Source organism: Chroococcidiopsis sp., from assembly GCF_051657925.1.
Classification (GTDB): domain Bacteria; phylum Cyanobacteriota; class Cyanobacteriia; order Cyanobacteriales; family Chroococcidiopsidaceae; genus Chroococcidiopsis.
This window is the reverse complement of the sequence record NZ_JBOFLP010000156.1, coordinates 1-19798: the sequence shown is the minus strand read 5'-3', so window position 1 is coordinate 19798 and position 19798 is coordinate 1. Positions and strand designations below refer to the sequence as shown.

At 44.9% G+C, this 19798-nt stretch carries 12 protein-coding genes; 3 read left to right on the top strand and 9 right to left on the bottom strand.

Annotated elements, in window-relative coordinates:
• From ACRC32_RS13010 to ACRC32_RS12975, 8 genes are all read right to left on the bottom strand, one after another.
• Positions 1–1612, bottom strand: a 1612-nt coding sequence (locus ACRC32_RS13010) for a Swt1 family HEPN domain-containing protein (protein WP_438554368.1), incomplete at its 3' end; no start/stop codon positions are given.
• A 62-nt stretch (positions 1613–1674) separates the two neighbouring features.
• Positions 1675–2034 carry a four helix bundle protein gene (locus ACRC32_RS13005; protein WP_438554367.1) on the bottom strand — a complete coding sequence of 120 codons (360 nt, stop codon included), beginning with the start codon at positions 2032–2034 and terminating at the stop codon, positions 1675–1677.
• A 253-nt stretch (positions 2035–2287) separates the two neighbouring features.
• Positions 2288–5266, bottom strand: a complete 2979-nt coding sequence (locus tag ACRC32_RS13000; RefSeq protein ID WP_438554366.1) for a DUF1156 domain-containing protein — start codon at positions 5264–5266, stop codon at positions 2288–2290.
• A 116-nt stretch (positions 5267–5382) separates the two neighbouring features.
• Entirely contained in the window at positions 5383–5901 is a 519-nt protein-coding gene (locus ACRC32_RS12995) for a DUF29 family protein (RefSeq protein ID WP_438554365.1), read from the bottom strand.
• 64 nt (positions 5902–5965) lie between these two features.
• The gene (locus ACRC32_RS12990) at positions 5966–6601 is read right to left on the bottom strand and encodes a Uma2 family endonuclease (protein ID WP_438554364.1); all 636 of its coding nucleotides are present in this window, start codon (positions 6599–6601) and stop codon (positions 5966–5968) included.
• Positions 6602–6626: 25 nt separating this feature from the next.
• Positions 6627–7022, bottom strand: coding sequence for a type II toxin-antitoxin system VapC family toxin (locus ACRC32_RS12985; RefSeq protein ID WP_438554363.1), 396 nt, complete (start codon positions 7020–7022; stop codon positions 6627–6629).
• Positions 7019–7255: a hypothetical protein gene (locus ACRC32_RS12980; RefSeq protein ID WP_039710025.1), complete on the bottom strand. Its 237-nt coding sequence runs from the start codon at positions 7253–7255 to the stop codon at positions 7019–7021. The genes ACRC32_RS12985 and ACRC32_RS12980 overlap by 4 nt, the downstream gene beginning before the upstream one ends.
• Before the next feature lie 209 nt (positions 7256–7464).
• A complete protein-coding gene (locus ACRC32_RS12975; RefSeq protein WP_438554362.1) occupies positions 7465–11091 on the bottom strand; it encodes a helicase-related protein in 3627 nt (1208 codons plus the stop codon).
• A 536-nt stretch (positions 11092–11627) separates the two neighbouring features.
• On the opposite strand from ACRC32_RS12975, the gene ACRC32_RS12970 reads away from it, so the two are divergent.
• From ACRC32_RS12970 to ACRC32_RS12960, 3 genes are all read left to right on the top strand, one after another.
• Positions 11628–14072, top strand: coding sequence for a dynamin family protein (locus ACRC32_RS12970; protein WP_438554361.1), 2445 nt, complete (start codon positions 11628–11630; stop codon positions 14070–14072).
• 7 nt (positions 14073–14079) lie between these two features.
• Positions 14080–14541, top strand: coding sequence for a hypothetical protein (locus ACRC32_RS12965; protein WP_438554360.1), 462 nt, complete (start codon positions 14080–14082; stop codon positions 14539–14541).
• A gap of 351 nt (positions 14542–14892) precedes the next feature.
• A complete protein-coding gene (locus ACRC32_RS12960) occupies positions 14893–16161 on the top strand; it encodes a hypothetical protein (RefSeq protein WP_438554359.1) in 1269 nt (422 codons plus the stop codon).
• A 401-nt stretch (positions 16162–16562) separates the two neighbouring features.
• Here ACRC32_RS12960 and ACRC32_RS12955 read toward each other — a convergent pair.
• Positions 16563–19798: DUF3987 domain-containing protein (locus ACRC32_RS12955; RefSeq protein WP_438554358.1), on the bottom strand; the 3236-nt coding region annotated here is incomplete at its 5' end.

Here is a 19798-nt window from a genome sequence, read left to right as displayed (position 1 = left end):
GAATTACCTTTGCCATCAACCGCAGCACGCCCCTCGTGCGTTGGAATTTATCTAAGCTCGACCAGTCGGTGTAAAGTCGGTCAAATAGTTCGGGATGGATGGGATAGGCATTTTCTAACCGCCGCTTGTAACTGGCTTCTCGGCACTCGCTAGGGAATTCCTGCACTTGTGTTTGGTACATTTCCCCAAAGGCGCGAACGACGGCATCGCGGGCAACAAAGGCAGTTTGTTCGGCGATCGGTTGAAACAAGCGCCGTCGCACGATTTCAAAGCTTTCATCGGCGCTGGCTGGTCGCCAAGGAGATTCGACTCTGCCAATGGCGTTTTTGAGCCGTTCTAGGGCTGCTTTACCGCGATCTCCGCCAATTTCATTATCAGAAGCGGGAATACTCGCGACTAGCAAGGTCTGGTTAGCATTTTTCGCCGACTCGCTCAAGGTCTGAGCAAAAGTAAAGTGAGTATCAAAACTGCCGCCTGGCAAGTCATTTTCTTGATGCAGCTGTCGGGCGTAAGCTACCCATTCATCAATTAAAATCAGGCAGGGTGCATAACGGTTAAACAATAGCCGCAGGGTATCGCCAGGATTAGTTGAGGTTTCGTCTGCTTGGCGCAGCATCTCGTAGCCTTCTTTACCACCCAACTGCCAAGCCAGTTCGCCCCAGAGCGTCCGCACAACCGTACCATCTTTTTTCCGCTGGGGCTGACCTGGAGAAATTTTGTTGCCGACTAAAACCGCCGTGTTGACTTTTGCCGGAGGCATGACACCCGCTGCTGACAGCACCGGTTCTAATCCTGGCAACTGGGATGCAGGGACTCCCATGAATAGGTGATACAGGGCAAGCATGGCATGGGTTTTGCCACCACCGAAGTTGGTTTGCAGTTCGATGACAGGATCTCCACCCTTGCCTGAAAGACGCAGCAAAGCATTTGTCAGCAGTTGCTTGAGTCCTTCTGTCAGGTAGGTGCGGCGAAAAAACTCGGTGGGGACGCGGTATTCGTCCGATCCTTCGTCTAAATAGACCTGCCACAGATCCGCAGCAAATTCCGCTTCTTGGTAGCGACCGGAAGCAACATCTTGGTGAGGGGTGACAATTTCTCGCCAGGGTTTTAAACCGCCTGTGGGATTGCCTTCTAGGGGTTGGAGATGAGCGCGGCGAGTCTCGCGACGGGCTTGTTCGGTGAAGCGTACCCGCAACAGTTCTTGTTTTTGCTTGTCAACTTCATCGGCTTCTGGTGCAGAGATGGCGGTGAGCAAGCGAGAGACGCTATCGAGGGCGCGGTAGGCATCGTCTGTAGAGAAGGGATCGTTATGCGCCCAGGAGTTACGGGTGGCGATTAACTCCCCGACTAAACTTCTTTCGGCATTGCCCAGCGTTTTTTTGAAAACTTCGCGCCACTGATTTGACATCAGTTTGAGCAGTTCTGAAATATCCTGTTTCAGGATTTGCTGGACGCTGCGCCGCAAGGTACGGTCTTCCGAGACAAAAGGGGTGGCGGCGACTAACCACTTATCGCTATAGGCAGAACGCATCTCCCGTTCTACAAAGGGATATAAGCCATCTTTGAGCAGATCTAAGGCTCTGCCGACTCGTTCGCGGTTGCTAATTGTCATGAGGAATTTTAGATTTTAGATTTTAGATTTTAGATTGGAGGAGAAGGGTTTTAAATTTTAGGTTAGGGTTTATTTTTAGTACGTAGAGTTTTTATTGAAGTAACTAACATAGCTACAATTTCGTTTGTTTCTGACATTAAATCCTTTAATTTATCAGCAGCAACTAATTCAGATTCAATTAGAAGTTCCATCCAGTAAAGGCATTCGTCGGCTTCCTCTAAAACAATTCCAAGTTTGGCAATCAGGTCAGCAGTTGATTTACCCCGACAAGCAGCTCGATAATTAGCTCCTACTGAAGTAGCCGAACGCAAAAGCTGTTTACCAATAACTTCCGCTATATAGCTATTAGGCAGTTTTCCCACAAGGCGAATAACCCGTAGTGATAGTTTTTTCGTTCTATCTTTAAATTCCTGCTCATTCATATTTATTTTAGATTTTAGATTTTAGATTGTTGTATTCGTTCTTGAGTAAGGGTTAAATATTTTATCTATCTGTTACTCGTGTTTCCTCGTCTTTGCCTTCAAATAATTGTTATTTTTTATTTGCAGATCACAAGCAAAAACCTCTTGTTTTGGTTCGCTCAATCAAAAATCTCTGTCCTCCTTCAATCTAAAATCTCAAATCTAAAATCTAAAATTCCTGTCCTCCTTCAATCTAAAATCTCAAATCTAAAATCTAAAATTCCAACTCACCTTGCAATGGCGTGGCTTCTTTCTTTTCGTCAGCGAGACGGGAAATATCCGACCAGGAAATTACTAAGCTGTTGTAAGCGACACCTTCAGCTGCCCAACCTTTGCGATCGCAAATGTTATACAGCCGATAAGCTAAGTCCCGCGCTGCTTCTCCTATATTTCCCAATTGCGAGAGTAAATTCGCAGCGCCTCGATCTCCACCACCATCTTGTAATTCCCGAATCATGTGTTGCGTGGCAGCCCAAATGGTGATTTTTGATTTTTGATTTTTGATTTTCGATTCAGATTCACAATCTAAAATCTTCAATCTAAAATCTAAAATTTCACTGCGGCGCAGCAGTCGCACTTTCCCTGCTTTGGCAACGAGGATGCCAGCGTCTACCATGCTTTGCACGGCGGTGTTTTTAGCTTTGGAGAGGGTTTCAGCGTCGCCAAATAACCCTTCGTTGAATGCATACTGTTCAAACCAAGTCAGCGCAAAGCGAGTTTCAGCGTCAAATTCTCCTTCTTGTTCGGCGAGGAATTCATCTAAAGTTTGGTTGATCAGTTGCAGGGCGGTACGCACGCGCATCGGCGTGCCGTCTGATTCTAAGACTTTCGTGTAGCGAGAGTAAATTGCCATGCCAGGACCAATGCTGGCTTGAGCTAAATCTACAGGGGCAATGTTGCCTTGTTGCAGTTGATGCAGGGCATTGGGCAGTTCGCGTTTGAGTGTGTTGACAAACTGGCGGCGAGTAGTTGATGGTGCGGTTTCTGGGCGGGGGCGACAGACGAGGGCGATGGATGAAGCAAGGGCATTTGTACCACTGGCAACTGTGCGGTTGCTTAGTTCTGTTCGCATCGGTAGTGTACCAGTGATGGTAAAACCAGCTTTGATTAGCCCTTCGAGCATGGTTTCCCATCCAGTTGAAGCGATCGCTACATCGTCAGTATCTTCATCTATTTCTTCGGTTTCTGTTTGTTTGAAAGCGTAGTAAATAGTTAAAGGATATTCATCATGCGCCATCTTACGCATTCGCTCAAAGACTTGACCTAATCCTGCTTCAAAAAACTCCTTGGCTTTTTGTTTGTCTCCTCCAAAACGATAAGGTGTAGCGACAAGTTCTTGTGCTTTGGGAACGAGTAGAGTAGCGAACAGATCGGGATAGATTGAGCCTAAACAACGACGCAGCCAGACATAGAAAAAGTCTGATAAGTCAGCATAGCCGATATTGTCGTAATAGGGCGGGTCTGTAGAGACAACTATTGATTTTGCAAAAACATCCGATCTGGTTGCATCGATTTGTTTGACAACTCCTTTGGTACTGCAAGGAGACATTTCAATCACTTTAGTTATCCAATCAACTGCTCCATTAAAGTTACCAGTGGAATCGCTTAATGGGTTAGCTTCTGCAAAGTCCCAAGTCATCGGAATTGCTTGACGAGCAAAAGTATTGCGAGTACTGTCTCTACCTACATCCCAAGAACAAATGGTTGAATTTCTGTCAGCTAAACGATCTACTGCGATCGCTAAATAAGTTACCACTGCATCTGCATAAGCTGTTGCACCCGAACCACCTTCATTAAGCGGTAAACCATCATCAGACATTCCAGCTGCTACAGCATCCGCAAGTACCTTTTCCCGTGCTTCGCTTACCAAATCGCTGAAAGTGGTTAAGGCTACAAGTTGACGCGGAGTGAACAGATGATAAAAGTGTGTTAAACCGTATAGTGGCGTGAACATTGAGCGCCTGTCGTCAGCAATTTGGGCATCGGGATACCACGTTGGTTTTGCGCTGCGTGCGATCTCTTCCTGCTGTTGTGTTGGTTCAAGATACACCCGCCCACGTTTACCTTCAGCCACAATCGCCATGAGTTGTGCGCCCATCCGTCCAGCAATACCTTCAGCCTTGATATGTTTGTCATCAGCTGGCTGACTACACGCTAAACAGCAAAACTTTGCACCACGCCCGATCTTCGGCGGTTCTGGAGGCTTGCCTTTACCAGTCTTCACCTCAAAATTTACAACAGGCGGTTGTTGTTTGCGGTTAATAATTGGTTCTACCCAAGCTTCTTTTCCCTTCTTAGTCGAAAGTACAAAAGAACGCACCAACGGCATCTGTGCGCCACAACCTGGATTAGGACACTTCACTGTCCTTGTCCACAACCAAGCAATTACCGTCGCCTCACCGCCGCCATATTCCTGCGGTAAATCAACCTTGGGATAAAGATGCCCGATTTGCTTAAAAGCTTTATCCCGCATCCATTGCCCGTAATAGCGCACGTCTTCAGCTAACCCCTGCGCCCCGAAGTGAGATTTTAAATTTTTGGTTTTAGATTTTTGATTAGGGATAATTTTACTTTGAGAATCAGGATTGACAGGAGGGCGATCTGCAAATTTTGGTGGAATTTCAATCAAAGCTTTGGTAATCAAAACCGCTACTGGATTCAAGTCGCTTCCATGCGCTTCTAACCCCAACCTTTGCGCTTCTAAAGGTATCGAACCTCCACCACAAAAAGGATCGAGTACGGGCGGCGGATTATTATTAGTCGATTTCAGAATTTCGGCTTTAGCTGCGTCTAAAATATCTTTATTACTAATATTTTCCCACTTCACCAATTGTTCGATAATTTCAAATAGGCGTTTTCTCTCTTCCTCCTGCGCCTCTTCTGTAGGAAAGCGATCGGGGTGACTCGAAGGATCGTCCACCAAAGATGCAAATAATACTGCCCGACAAGCTGCTAAAGGTCGCCGCGCCCACCACAAATGTAACGTTGAAGGATGCCCGTGTCGAATTGATTTCTCCCGTGCTGATTCTTTATTAATCGCCTCTAGCGGCAAGGAAACTTCAATTAACTTCTTGCGATAATTTTCGTAGTTATACGGTGTTGAATTCTGATTTTGAGACTGAGTTACAGATGAAATAACATCAGTATTTTGGGAATTTTCTGGGTTGTCGAAATTATCTGCATGAGAAGTCATTACAGTAGCCTAACAATCCTGGTGGGATTATTAGAATTTGCCCAGGAATTATTAGCCAGCAGTCCGTATATCTACTGAATAGTCGATCGGAAACCAATCTAAAATCTAAAATCTTACTAGTCCTCAGTTTCAAACCAATCCTCTCCACCAGGTAGAGCAACTAAGTGAGAATCAATAGCTGTAGGTAAATCCTTGGTTGGAAAATTGTATGTCAAATCGAGTAACTTCTGTGCTATCTCAATTATTTGGTTTCTGTCTATCCTTTCAGAAACTTGTTTAGGCTTTAAATTTCCACTTAGAACTTCTACGCTTGCCGGACGAATTGCTGCCTCAATTGCTTCTTCCAAGTAAGGATACCATTCATCAGAATTAATGTAATAAGATGTTTTATTATCCTTAAGATTTAGCTTTTTGATTTGCCGGATAGAATCAGAAATTGAAGCTATCCAAGAATTGGTTAAACGCTGCTCGATTTGATTTTTGATAAGATGAACTAGCAATCTAACGAGAAAAGATTCAATATTACGTAAAATAGCTTGTTTACTCATTCCCTCTAGTTCATCAATAATCACCAAAGCATCATCGTAGCGCCCCTCTAAGATGCTTATTCTTAAGTCTATTAGTTCCTGCGTCATGAATCTTACTCCCAAAAATCGCGATCGTGCAGCAATTTAAAATCCACAATCTAAAATCTAAAATCTAAAATTCTCTCACCCAATTCCTAAAAGCTTTCATTGTCGCATTTCTGCCTACTACTTTACTCTGCTCTACATATTGAGGAATCGCATCAACAAGTGGAAATTGGGAAAAGTTTCTACTGGTATTCGATTTGACATATTTTCCACTTTCTAATACATTTATCTCCAAGCTCTGTCCATCATACCGCCAAAGCTCAGTCACACCTAAAGCCTCATAGTTATTGAAACGAGTGCGAGATGTAATATCAATTTCAATCGCTAGATCTGGTGGAGGATCTACAGTTAGGTCTATTCGCTTTTTCCCTCTAATAACAGCTTCATTTTGGATATAGAAACAGTCATCTGCCTCTACACCTGCTGCCATAGCTTCGTTTTTAAAAGTTGTAGAGGCAAGACTCCAAAAATCAATGTCGAGTTCTTCAAGTAATGCCTTCACCAAATCACCAATCATGACTTTTCCTATCTCATGTTCTGGTAGCGGTGTCACAATTTCTAACATTCCTTGGTAATAATTAATTCTAGCAGCCCGACCTTCTCCTAACTCTGACAAAATGTTTTCATACATCTGCCAGGAAATATTTTTTAATAACAATTGCTGACCAGGCGGGACGATAATTTGATTTAATTCTAGTAGCATAAATGAATTCCTAAAGCTTAAGAATTTACCACTGATTGAGAGTCTGCACGTTAGAGTAGTTAAGAATTTTCTCGTCAACCGTTAACAACGGACAGTTATAGATTCTTGCAGTTGCAACAATAATCCGATCGGCAGGATCGCGGTGAAAACCGACTAATTGAGTTGACTCAACTACAATTGGGAGTGTCAAATCGAGTAACTGTACTCCTGGATAAGCCAAAGCATCATTCAGCCACTCACTAACCGAACAAGATAAAACGAGCTTATTGTTTTCTACTAATTTAGCGACTTCCCAACAAGAAATAATGCTAACTCCCAAACCCTGAGACTGGTGTTGTTGTGTCCACTGCTCATTAGCTTTTGTAAGTCGCTGATTGCCATCAACCCACCAAACCCAAATATGAGTATCGAGTACAATCATTTCAGCACTTCCCAATCTTCCAGAGCAACAGGCTCAGTTGGGTCATCGTAGCGAATTACCGTGCCGCGCAGAGGATAAAGATTTGAGTCTGAGGAAGGTGTAGGCGCTTCGGGAAGTGGAGTACGACTTTCTAAAACAATCACTTCAACTGCATCCCCTGCCCGAAAAGGCAATCCTCGCAGCGTTAGAGTTCCATCTTCATTTAAAACAGTCTCTATTTTATGAGCGTTCATGTTTCGATACCTCTGAGAATTTTAGATTTTAGATTTCAGATTGAAGAATTGAGAAAGACTGCTCTTGAGTAGATTTTAGCGATTATTGTATGGCAGCAAAAGAATCAAGTCGTCTAAGCTATTGCCTAAGCGTCTTAGTATGACCGGAAGCTAGTATTTTAGACATAACTATAGAACCAATCCAAAATCTAAAATCTAAAATCTAAAATCTAAAATGGCTCAGTTCCCTGCTGCCACAACTCGCGCCAATCGTAATTTACACTCGTCACAGCGAAATCTGGTTCTTTGTGAAACGGTTGCCGCAGATAACGAATGACACAATTGTTGTCATGCACCTTGTAAGTTCCCTGCGATGCCTTGACTTTCCAAACATCTCCTGACGTAAATTCCTCTGACTTCGGCACTTGTACCAACGCCAAGATGAAAGCGTCCGGCTGATTCAGTGCCGCGATAATCTCATTCTTCGTCACCGTCACCGTTGCTGCACCTGCTATCCGCCCCTTCACCTCGATAAAGCGCAACTGTCCCGTGTGGGGAATGCGCGACTCAATATCGTAGCCGCACTTTTGCTGACTGACATCTTTTGGTTCGTATCCTAACTGGGATTCTGCCGCCATCACCGCCGCCATCGCTGCTTTCTCTACTCGTTGAGTTTCCCTAGCAAACATCGCTGCATCTGACTGTCGTTTTCCTTGTAGCCGTTGCAGCAATCCCAGCGACACTACCAACGCACCCCCTACCACAACTGGCGGTAAAGGCGATAAACGGCGTTCCTGTTCCAACTCCTCCAGCCGATGCAGCAACCGCGCTTGCAACTCATCTGCCCGCTGACGCGCCTTGGTTGAGTTGATCTTGGCATTCGCCTTGCCAGCTGACTCTTGCATTTTCAGGTCTTCTGCCCGACGATCCCAATAATTAATCTCTTTTGTGAGTCGGTCTTTCACCGCTGCCATCGTCTTAGCAATGAGTTCCTCCTTGCGCTGCCTGACTTCCTGGAGGTGTTGCGGCACAAGCTGAGAAATAGCGTAACTCGTCGCCTGCGATTCCAAATCCTGCCGCAGCCAAGATTCTTCTAGCACCGCTTCAACGGCAGACTTTTCTTCATCTGTCAGCTGACGATAGTTGAGGTAAGGCGCGTAACCTGCATTTTGGGCATTGCCTTCTGGGTCAATTTCCACGTACTGCATCCGCCGCGACACCACCCGTCGAGTCCCAGTCGGATTAGTCCGCGCATCCTGGATGCCATGTTCCAGGTAGACTAAAGCGCGGATGCTTTCACCCATGTCGTTGTCGTCTACCAGGATACTGCCTTGTTTCAACAAATCCCGATGCCGTTCCAGAGTTAGATCGATCGTGGCATCCAGTAGGGGATGACCAGGACAGACGAACGCCGCTAGTGGCTTACCTGGAATACCGATCGACTCTTTTTCAAAGCAGATGCGTTCGTAGCGCCGCAGCAGCGGTTCTCCCACCCCAATTTGTCGCCCTCGATCGCGAATAACTGCGGGAACGTGAGTAATTTCGTAGCGATCGCCTTCTCGCTGACGCGCAGCTCCACCCAACTGCTCGAAAGCTTCCAAGAAGAAAGAGGCAATAAAATGAGGTTGCAGCCGCCGCGCCGCTGCTCGTTCCATTTCTACCTTAATTTGCTGTACTTTGGCGATATCCATTGCATCCCGTGCTAAAGCTCGTTCTTCCAAGAGTTTGCGCAGCCTTTGCTGGTCGAGCTTGTCCTGTACGACTAGATTGAGGCGATCGCGCACGTCTGGGCGATCGCCATAGCGAATCGCTTGGATCAGCAACTCTCTTAACTCAGTAGAGGCGATCGCTTTCCCCAGCACGTCAAAGACTTTACCCCCCAGCGCCTCCTGTTCTATCTCCAACTTTTTCAACAGCGCCAGATAGACATCCCCCTCGCGGGTTTCCTTTGCCACCAAATTCCATAGGTGACACACCTCCGTCTGTCCGATCCGGTGAATCCGCCCATACCGCTGTTCTAGGCGGTTGGGATTCCAAGGCAAATCGTAATTCACCATCAGGTGCGCTCGTTGCAGGTTAATTCCCTCTCCGGCTGCATCTGTAGCGATTAAGACTTGCACGGCAATATCTTGGGTAAACGCTTCCTGGGATTTGCGGCGTTCTTCTCGTCCCATCCCGCCGTGAATTGTCACCACGGCTTCAGTACGCCCTAGTAGCGTCCGAATCCTCTCGGCTAAGTAATTTAAGGTGTCCCGATGCTCGGTGAAAATTACTAGTTTGCGCCGATGTCCCGCAGCATTGAATGTTGCGGTGTTAAACTCTGGTGGATTGCTGTCTTGGCACGAGTCTAAGTCTTTACCAGGATTTGAAATATTTTGCAGCAGTTGCGATAGTTCTTCCCATTTCTTATCCGTGCCACTACGCCGCACTTGTAGTGCTAGCTGCTCTAATTCTTGTAAAAGACTAATTTCTACTTGTAATTCGGCTATTGTCCGCGAAGCTGTGGCGAGATCGGCAACTTCCTCTTCTTTGGCTTCCCGTTCTTCGCTGGGGACATCCTCCAGATCGTCTTCTATGTCTTCCAAATCGAGAACTTGCCCAAATTCTATACTGGCGCTACTGCCTCGCTTCAACAATTCTTCTTCCCGCAACCGTTTTTGCAACCGTTCTCGGCGGCGAGTTAGCGATCGCATTATCGCCTCTGGCGATGAAGCAAGACGGCGCTGCAAAATAGTCAAAGCAAAACCTACAGTGCCTTTACGCCCTTCATTACCCAAAGCATCAGCGCGGTTGAATTCTTCGCGCACGTACTCGGTGACTCGTTTATAAAGTATCGCTTCCAAATCCGAAAGTTTGTATTCTACAGCGTAGGCTTTCCGTTCTGGAAATAGCGGTTTGCCGTCAAATTTCAGCAGATCTTCTTTAACTAATCGCCGCATCAAATCGGAAGTATCCGAGACGTGAACGCCATCGCGAAAACGTCCCTCAAATCTGTCTCCATCTAGCAATGCCATGAACAGCTGAAAATCTTCTTCTTTGCCGTTGTGTGGTGTAGCCGACATTAATAAAAAATGTCGGGTTAAACTCGATAACAACTTGCCGAGCTTGTAGCGTTTCGTTTCTCTAATTTCACCGCCAAAGAACGAAGCCGACATCTTATGAGCTTCGTCGCAGACAACTAAATCCCAGTCTGTTTGGGCTAATTTGGCTTGCAGATCGTCATCTCGGCTGAGTTTGTCCAAGCGCACGATTAACAGCGACATTTCAGCAAAAGCATTTCCCGTCCGCGCCGCTTCAATCCGGTCGTTGGTGAGAATTTCAAAGGGCAGGTGAAACTTTTGGTACAGCTCGTCTTGCCACTGAGCTGCTAGACTGCCAGGACAAACGACAAGACAACGATGCAAATCACCTCGGATCAGCAATTCCCGCATTAGCAATCCCGCCATAATTGTCTTCCCCGCACCAGGATCGTCCGCCAATAGAAAGCGCAGGGGTTGGCGAGTTAACATTTCCCCGTAGACCGCAGTAATTTGGTGGGGTAGTGGCTCCACTAGCGATGTATGCACGGCTAGCAGCGGGTCGAATAGATGGGCGAGACGAATGCGGTATGCTTCCGATACTAGGCGAAAGTTACTACCGTCAGCGGTAAAACTCCAAGGCTGTCCTTGTGTGACAATTTCTAGGGTTGGTTCGCGATCGCGAAATACCAATTCGTGACCGAGAGAACCACTGACATTTTTATACGTCAGCTCGACAACATCAGAACCATGCCACTGAGCATCGACAATGGTGACGAGATTGTTTGGTAGGATGCCCCGAACTTGAGTACCCTTTGTCAATTCTTCCAGTCGAACCATGTCGAGACATTTTCCTGATTAGCAGTGAATAAAATGTTTTTCTTCTTTAGACAAATATCTAAATAGAAGTTTTTGTAAGCAAAATTATCCCGAGGATACCAAAATACTAATTAAAACGAGCATTTCAGCAGCAAATCTGAATAATTAAGGGTATTAGAATTAAGCGGTTTTTGGTTTCTAGAAACAAGTAAGATTAGCAAAAATCCAGCTCGCAGTTAAGACGATCGCGATTCTTATTTGCTACAAGCTTAGAATTAAATAAGCCTTTTCATACATGGGATAAATACGGAATTTTAGCAAAATCGATATGCCTTTGGCGAGCGGTAAACAGTTTTGCGAGGTTACTGCCACTGCTTCTGTTTAAATTAAAGCAGTCAAAAACAACTTTCTATAAACAATATTTAAAGAAAACAATTCTATTGTAAATTTTGTGCAATACAGCAAGTATTGAGAGAAAATTTGCGATCGCCGCAAAAATTTTGGGAACTCTATGAGTATACCCCTATATGCCTGTGTTAGATTGACGAGCAGATAGCATGACCGTTGATGTTGAAACAATTTTGTGTAATACCCAAAGCCAACTAAAAAAACTCGGCGAAGCGATCGAAAATTTGGTAGCAACTTATCCAGATGTTTTCGATGCTGCGGGAATTAGGGAGAAGCTAGATGATTTTCGTCAGTCTCACCGAGAAGCTGTGGATCGGTTAAAGACTCCGAATTTTTCTATCGCAACGATTGGTACTACATCTTCTGGTAAATCAACCATCGTCAATGCCTTAATCGGTCGTAAAGTTGCCCCTATTGAAGCAGGAGAGATGAGTGGGGGAATTCTAACGCTTCAGCATTCAAACGAGCGCAAGCTAGTAGTTGAAGAGACTGAAGGGGCGACTTGGGAAACTGGTACGTGGAGTGAATTAAGCGATGAAGCTCTCTATGACAGAATCCGCAACGGCATCATGCTCCCCTATCATGACACCCGTAAGAAAAAAGATTGTATGGCTCCACGGGTGAGTGCATTTGTCCCACTGTTACCTGCATCCGATCGAAACTTGTTGGGGCTGCCCCCTGGCGTGGGCATTGAGTTGATCGACTTACCAGGTCTTAAGTCTATTCAAGATCGAGACAATCTTAAAGTCATTCAGGAACGGGTTCACAAAGCTTTTAGCCTGGTTGCCCTTGACTACATGCAGGTGGACGACCAACACAGAAAGCGTTTGTTAGAAGAGTTAAAACGAGTTGTACAATACCTTCAAGGTCGTACAGATTCAATGATTTTCATCCTGAATCGGGTCGATCAGCGCGGTGCAGATGACATTGCAGTTTCAGAACGGATCGATAGGCTTCGGGAAGAAATCCAAGAAACTCTGTCACTGAAAGAATTGCCAGAAATTTTACCCTTTAATGCAAGGCTGCTCTACTATGCTCAATGCGCTTGGGGAGCAATGGGAATGGAGCATTCCTCTTTAGTCGATGGACACGCTCGTTTAAAACTGATAGATGCAATGTTAGAAGACTGTGCCGGAGCAATCCGCCAACATGTTAGCGATAATCGAGATTTGCGGCGTTGGTTTCGCGATCTTGAAGATCGAGTGTGCGATCGCGAAAATATCAGCGATGAAACGATGCGGCAGCTTCTTCAATATGCTCTTGAGTGGAGTGGAGGCAGTAAGTTGTGGAGTCGTTTGTGCGATCGCCTTCAAAAAGCTTTTCCAGAACTTGTATTACTGCCAGCCTTAATAGATGTCTTTGATAACTACGACTCACTGGCAGCAACTATCGATCACCTTGCAGATATTAGAAAACTTGATAAACAAGAAGAAATTGAAGCACAACAAGCCGAAATTAAAGAGAATCACAAACGCTTCCGAGAAGGTGCTGTAGACATTTGTGACGGATTTCGTACAGAAACGAAAACAATAATCGAAGATTTAAAGAAGAACGATCCAGGGATTGATAGTAAACTTGCACAGCAGGCAGTTGAAAAAGGTCGTCAGGGTTTTCAACTACTTTTTGATGCAATTCGTGAGGTTGAAGCTGATTTGACTCAAGTACTTATTGCACCTGTTCGAGATGCAATAAAAAATAACCAAGGAGCTTACGAACTGGAAGAAAATTTATGTCAAGTTATTACTCCTGTAATGGCAAATGATATTGCTAGAGCATATGACCTGGTAAGCCGTAAACTCAACAGTTTTACTTATAGCTCCAATCATTTAATTAGACGGGTGCGGGAGGACGATCGGAAAGGAATAAGGGAGATCGAGCATGCTGAGCGTGCTGTTCGCCTACTATATCAAGCAATGCGAGAAGCTTTAACAAGACGAGCTGAATTTACTCTTCAGGCTCAGGTAAAACAACTGGAAACTGCTTTACTATCATGGGTTGAGGAACAAAAACAAGAACTTTACAATTTATGTCTTCAAGAGATTCCTTCATTAAAGCTAGATGAAGTAATTTTCACTGATTTCAAAAAAAAGCTGTCTTCAAATCCTCCAGTTTTACCTGAGAAGTTTTTTGAACTAGCAGAAGCTATCGAGCAACGCCAAATTAAGCAAGAAGAAACTGTTGGGCAAAACAAGGAAACTGAGTACTACACAACTGGAAGTTGTTTTAAAAGCCAGCATTCAAGAACTGTAACTCGTGATATTAAGGGGATTGTTGAATATTGCGAACTATCACTCCCAAATGCCGATATGATGTCTCAACAATGGGCAGAAGGAATTGCAAAAGGCAAGCCAGGGCTTTGGGATAATCTTTGTACTTGGTTGATTGAGCGTTTAGATTGGACAAGTAGTGTTTTTGATGAATCTGTAGATAATGTGATTCAATTTGCTGAGAATGCGCTCAAAGAACAAATGAATATTCTTAAACAATATCTCACAAAAGAAATAAATATTTGGAACGAAATTGAAGTACAAAAAGATCTGATTACAGAAATTTACCAAAATTTAAAAAAACAATCCCGTACCCACCCATCCTGAAGCTACAATGATTTTTTCTAAATTTCTTGTTGAAGTATTAGACAAGCTTTCAAATGAGGCATTGGCTGAAATTAGAGGAGAAAATCATAATTATCCCTATGGTTTAGATTGGGCAATTCAGTCTTGGTGTCGTAAGCTGAATCTTCCTGGTGATGCAGTTATTAATATATTGCAGGAAGATGAACTTAAAGAATTTACTAGTGAGGTTTGGGCAAAATGGCAGCAAAAATCTGGATTTTTTAATAGTGAAGATGGAGAACTTAAAAAATATATCAATAAAAAATTAGGCAAGACGATGAATCGAAATATCAATACTTTAGAATTCATCCTACTCTTTGCTCTGGTAATGGCGGGAATAGGTTATGTACTTCATCTAGTAAATCAACAATCAAAGGAAAATAAAGATCGAATTAGCAAGATCCCATCTATTCCTTCTCTACCTCATATAGAAAAGAAAAAAGAAGGCTAGACTTTAATATTAGTTATAAATGCGGAGAAAGAAACTACGATCCGGTTTTTGCAAAGCGAGCATCATTTTGTGCAAAGTAACTGAGTCAGATTTTTCTGCATCTCAACTGAAAAATTGGTTTTCTTACAAATTTTCTATACCGGACAATGAAAGTTCTGAGTATGATGTCCATCTCGTTCAAATTCAACTTGATAGATACGAGCCTGGTTTTCAACGTAACGTAACTTCAATAGAGAGACGCGATGCATTCCTAAGACTACCAAATAATTCAGGTAAGGTGACAGTTTCTCCTCGCCTTTCTTGTAAAGCCTATGAAAACACACTATATAGGTGCTAAAAAATAGATATTTTATGTTAATAGATACTACCCTTTTAGTTAGAAATCCAATAATTATTAAAGGTCTAATCGATGGCTCTCTAAAGCGTTTTGGTGGAGTAATTCGTGAAGCGGCAACTGGACGAATTGTTTGTCATCTGCTCGAATCCTCTAATTTAACAAGCAAACTGTTTCCCCTACCACTACCTCCTGTGTTAGACGGAGCATCTGCGGTCACAAATGTAATAGGTCAAGTTATCATTAACCGTAAGCTTAATGAGATTCAAAATACACTGAATCAAGTTCAACACATTCTACCCTCTGTTTTACAGGTATCTCAAATTGCAGCTGGGGCTAGTGTTTTGAACCTTGGAGTCAGCATTGCTGGATTTGCCTATATGGGTTACAAATTAAATCAAATTCAGGCCGCTCTAGATCGGGTTCAAAAATCTATGGAAGCTGGTTTCGATCGGGTAGAAGGACGCTTAGAGTGTTTATCTGGTCAGCTGGCTTATCTTCATCTACTAGTCGAGCATAGCAGAAAAGAGCAACAGTACATCGCTACAGCAATTTCCGAGCTTCACAGGATGGTATTGATTAAGGAGATGGCAGATCTACGCGCTGAAATTGTAGACAGAAGCCGTTACCCCGATTCTTCAGTTAGAGATGCACTCAAGGTTGCCTCCCGTGTCAGGATGGTTCTCTCTGACCAAGCAATGCAAGCAAAACCTGCCCTAGAAGGGCAAACGCTGCTGATTGCGGATGTTGCTACCCAAGGATGGGCAGTTGCAACAGCAACAGAAGCTTATCTTCTGTTAGAAGATGGGCAAATGAACGAAGCACGAGAATTACTTGCGCTTGAAGTGCCAAGACTTAAGACAGTTGCAGTACAGTGGGCAGACACGTTATTATCTGACGAGCGATCGCCCCTGGTGACAGCCTATCGTTTTGCTACCCCATACTTTCAACAGCATATATCTACAGAGCGGGTTGAAAGAATTGCTGATATTTCCTCAGTAGATACATCCTTAACTAAAGAACAAATACGACGGAAGAAAAAGAATGCAGAGCTAGAGTTTGAGATGTCGTATCGCTCTCAATTCGATCGGCAGTGGACATATCGGCAAATTGTTATAGCTGAATATCTCGATGCTCTTAGCGAATTATCAGCTAGGTTAGAGAACCTACAGGCTTTTGCTACTTTGTGCGAGTGTAGGGGTATCAAGAGCAGCCGTGACATTCTTCCAGGTGATGATGCTGAAGAAGGACTCTATGTTCTACCTATTAGCGAAGAAGGAGTTTAACAAAAAGAAATATTGGATGAATTATGATTATATTGAAACAAAAATAAGCTGCTTTGTTTACATATAAATGATGTATAACTATTGGTATGCCTACGTTGTAGACAAAATACTAACAATTAGTAAGGTTAGCTGGAGTTTAATCAATTTGCGATCGCCTTTGAAGACCGATTTTCTACTTGACTTTCATGCCTAACACAATTCATTTAACAAACCCAGCAGTTATGGTTCCCAGTTCAGACTGCCTGACCAAGAGATAATTTACAGCTTGAATAGTTTTAAGAACTGCCGAAGCTGAAGAAAAATCTCATCTTTTGATTGTCCAAATACATAAGCCAACCATTACATATATAACTGTAGTGCCAACAACTCTTAGTCACCTCTTTTGACGCTGATTCAACTACTTAACTACTTTGCGTATAAGCGATCGCCGCAATTAACTTGAGATCGCAGGAGATGGTATTGCCATCAGGAGTTTGGAAAGTCCATCGCAGGCGATCGTTTTCCTGGAGTACTGCACAAACAAACTGGCAATTAGAAATGTGTTCCCAATAAAGTTCTAAACTTTCTGCACTCTTTCTCATTTGTCGAATCGTAAAACTCAGTTGCTTCAACACAGCATTCCGCAGCTTTTCTGGTATCCAAGCCAACTGACCGAGCGTATCGGGAGCAGAACACAAATGTGTAGTTAACAAGTTAGCAATGCGATCGCGTTGCTGCGAACTCATACAACTAGCAGCCTTCATCAAATTTTTGGCGCTGCGATCTACCTGTTGTGCCAACTCTACCCAGGTGGAACAGCCCAATACCTTTGCTGCTAATTCTCGTGCAGTTGGTAATTGCTGTAGCGACTCTGTTTTGCTTGGTTCAATTGGTACGATTGGTGATGAATTGGCGATCTCACCAACTGCTCCAGTGCCAGTATTAGCAAAGCTTTGGGCGGTTGAATTGGTGAATTGGTGAGCGAGTGCGGTCTTGGGGGTTTCCCCCATGAGCATCTCGCGGTGAGGACAGTGCCGTGCGGGGGTGTCCCCCGTTGAGGAGCCACTGCGTTGCGGAGGTTCCCTCCATTGTAGCAAGTGGCGTGCAACTGTCCGGTGGGGTGGGGGTGAGGCATTAGCGAAGTTTAACGAAGTTATCGCTTCACTCGGCTGCTGGGAAGTAATGTGAGTATCTACCTGTCCACCAAATTCACCAATTGATGTCTGCAAGTTAGTGCTATTAGAGTTTTCAACGATTGGTGATGCTACCAACTCGCCACCAACAGCCACCAATTCTTTACCATTAGCATCCGATTGGGTGTTGGGGATGTAGACCATCTCGCTGCCCTCACCTTCAATCCGACCGTGACCTGCTGCTGCCAAAGGCTGGAAAATTGAGCAGCGGATTTTTTCTACTGCCCAGTTTTTCAAGGCATTGATTCGCGTCTTCAGGAACGATGCCCCTACACCCTTGCTACATTTGGTAAAAAACTTCTCGGCTTGAGTCTGCACCTTGAGGAAAAGCCCCTCTAGTAGTCGGTTAGGTGCGTTGTGTGCGTGAATCAGCTTGTGCTGCCAGAGATAGAACGAGGCAATTTCGATCGCGTGTTGCATTGTCTCGCCACTAATGACTGGTAAGGGGTTTTCACCGCGCAGCACCGCATTAACTATATGCAGCCACAGTGCGATCCGAGCCGTATAAGATTCAATCTTGGCGTAGACTAGCGACAGCCCAAAATGCACTTCCTCAATCTCAGCGTTAACTAGAGTATGGTTCCACCCTTGGAACAGCACTTTAGCTTCATGGGAGAGTAGGTAGTCAGTTTGGGGTAGTTTTTCTAATTCCCCATACAACTCCTGCAACTTCTGTTTGAGAGTATTGGCAGAGCGAGAAGATAATAAATCGAGATACCTAGCTGGTGCATCGACAATCGAGCAGTAGAGAAACCGAGACGAGTAACCGGAGGCAATAAAATTAACTTCATCAGCCATCAACCGCGCCAACATGTCCCATTGATACGTTCCCGTCTTGCTCAAAGCAACGCGCCCCAAAAATAGCCGCGCATCGTGACGGTCGAAGTTACCGCCAGAACCATTCCAAAACGATAGTTCTAGTTGCAGGTCGTCGCCTTTACCGCTCTTATACTGGTTCAAGCGTTGGTAGTCTGCTACTAGCTCGTCTAGATATTCCAGCAAGCCGCGTGGGTTTTCGTCATGAATGCGAATTTTGGTGGAAGTGGTGACGTTGTTGAGCAACCGCCGCTGTCGCACTGGTGGTTTGCCTTCAGCGTCCTTGTCATTCTCGTAATCCTCCATCTGAACGTCGTGGATCTCTTTGGCTGCTGCTTCCATTTCCTCTAGCGGCTTGAGGATTGCCTGCTGGGGTGGAGTTTTGGCTTGACCGCTGTGGGCGACGTTAGCCGTCCAGAAAATACAAGGTTGGGTGTACCCACCTTCTGGGTTGATGATGACTCTTGCTGCCGTGCCAACGCGCGAGGCACTAGAGGCAAGAAAAGTGTTAAATAGGTACTCTGGTGCGGTGGGCATCGCTGCTGCCATAGACACTAGTGGGTCAGCTAATGCCTTGTCTAAATAGCGCCCGATATCCAAGCGTTTGCGACAACTGGTGAGTATTCCTTGAAAAGATTGGACTGCCGCAATGACTTCGGTGGCTAGTTCGCCTTCAGCCCGAATAATCCTAGCTAGAGAGTTAATCTCGCTATACGTGCGTCCAGTAGCAGTAGCCAAGTCCATCAAGGCGCTGGCAACTGCTGATTCAGTTTCGTGCCGCGAGAGAATTTCTCTAATGCGATCGCACAAAGTTACAGCAGCAACGGGTGGTTTGTCTCCAGTATTGCTACCGTTGCCATGACCAAATCCTCTCCCAGAAACCCGATCGTGACTTTGCTGGGTAGCTTGTTGCTGTCGATTTGGTTTAACGTGATGCTTCCAGTACCATGCTCTGACACACGCTTCCACTCCTTCTGGCTGACAGCTAGGACCAGGGCGATCTTTTTCGGCTGACTTCCAGATCGCATCTACCTCAGAAGCTGGTAGGGGCGGGGTGCAGCGATTGGCGTAGTCTTCCAGTAATCGTCTGGCATCGCCGTTAAAATGCTGCCCGATCGCTTGGAGGTAGGCAGCAGTCCCAATCAAGTCACGCGCTAATTTAGCTCCCGATACGTTGCGGCTACCTTCACTCACTCCAGATTCAAGTAGTAGGCGAGATTCCTTGGAAAGACACGCTTCCAGGGGGACGGATTCAAGCACTGGAATCCGAATATCTTCGTAGCGTTGTCCTTGAGGTGTAGACCCATAAGACGGTTGCAACAGCGGCAGTTTAGAAGCTGGTGGTTTTGGTAGTGGAATAGCAGCGCGTAATTCTTCATAGCTGTAGCGCTTGTCCAAACTATGAATGATGTCGCAGCGCAAGGGGTCGCATCCAGGTTTGATATGGTACGCTCCCGCCAATCTCATCACTCGACTGGGATTTTTCAATGCTGGGTCGGAACCAGTATAGGTGAGGAGAGCCGTTTGCAATTCTCGCCATTGTTCCACGGCGATCGGTTTGTCAAATACCCAATATGTGTGGACTGACTTGCGGGTAGCAATTTGTAATGAAGGTTCCGGTATCCCCAAGTCTTGCCAAAAATTAATTT

What these genes read in the sequence shown, in the direction of transcription:
- ACRC32_RS13005 (WP_438554367.1), bottom strand. Translation starts at nt 2,034, where the DNA reads ATGAATGAGCAGGAATTTAAAGATAGAACGAAAAAACTATCACTACGG.
- ACRC32_RS13000 (WP_438554366.1), bottom strand. Translation starts at nt 5,266, where the DNA reads ATGACTTCTCATGCAGATAATTTCGACAACCCAGAAAATTCCCAAAAT.
- ACRC32_RS12995 (WP_438554365.1), bottom strand. Translation starts at nt 5,901, where the DNA reads ATGACGCAGGAACTAATAGACTTAAGAATAAGCATCTTAGAGGGGCGC.
- ACRC32_RS12990 (WP_438554364.1), bottom strand. Translation starts at nt 6,601, where the DNA reads ATGCTACTAGAATTAAATCAAATTATCGTCCCGCCTGGTCAGCAATTG.
- ACRC32_RS12985 (WP_438554363.1), bottom strand. Translation starts at nt 7,022, where the DNA reads ATGATTGTACTCGATACTCATATTTGGGTTTGGTGGGTTGATGGCAAT.
- ACRC32_RS12980 (WP_039710025.1), bottom strand. Translation starts at nt 7,255, where the DNA reads ATGAACGCTCATAAAATAGAGACTGTTTTAAATGAAGATGGAACTCTA.
- ACRC32_RS12975 (WP_438554362.1), bottom strand. Translation starts at nt 11,091, where the DNA reads ATGGTTCGACTGGAAGAATTGACAAAGGGTACTCAAGTTCGGGGCATC.
- ACRC32_RS12970 (WP_438554361.1), top strand. Translation starts at nt 11,628, where the DNA reads ATGACCGTTGATGTTGAAACAATTTTGTGTAATACCCAAAGCCAACTA.
- ACRC32_RS12965 (WP_438554360.1), top strand. Translation starts at nt 14,080, where the DNA reads ATGATTTTTTCTAAATTTCTTGTTGAAGTATTAGACAAGCTTTCAAAT.
- ACRC32_RS12960 (WP_438554359.1), top strand. Translation starts at nt 14,893, where the DNA reads ATGTTAATAGATACTACCCTTTTAGTTAGAAATCCAATAATTATTAAA.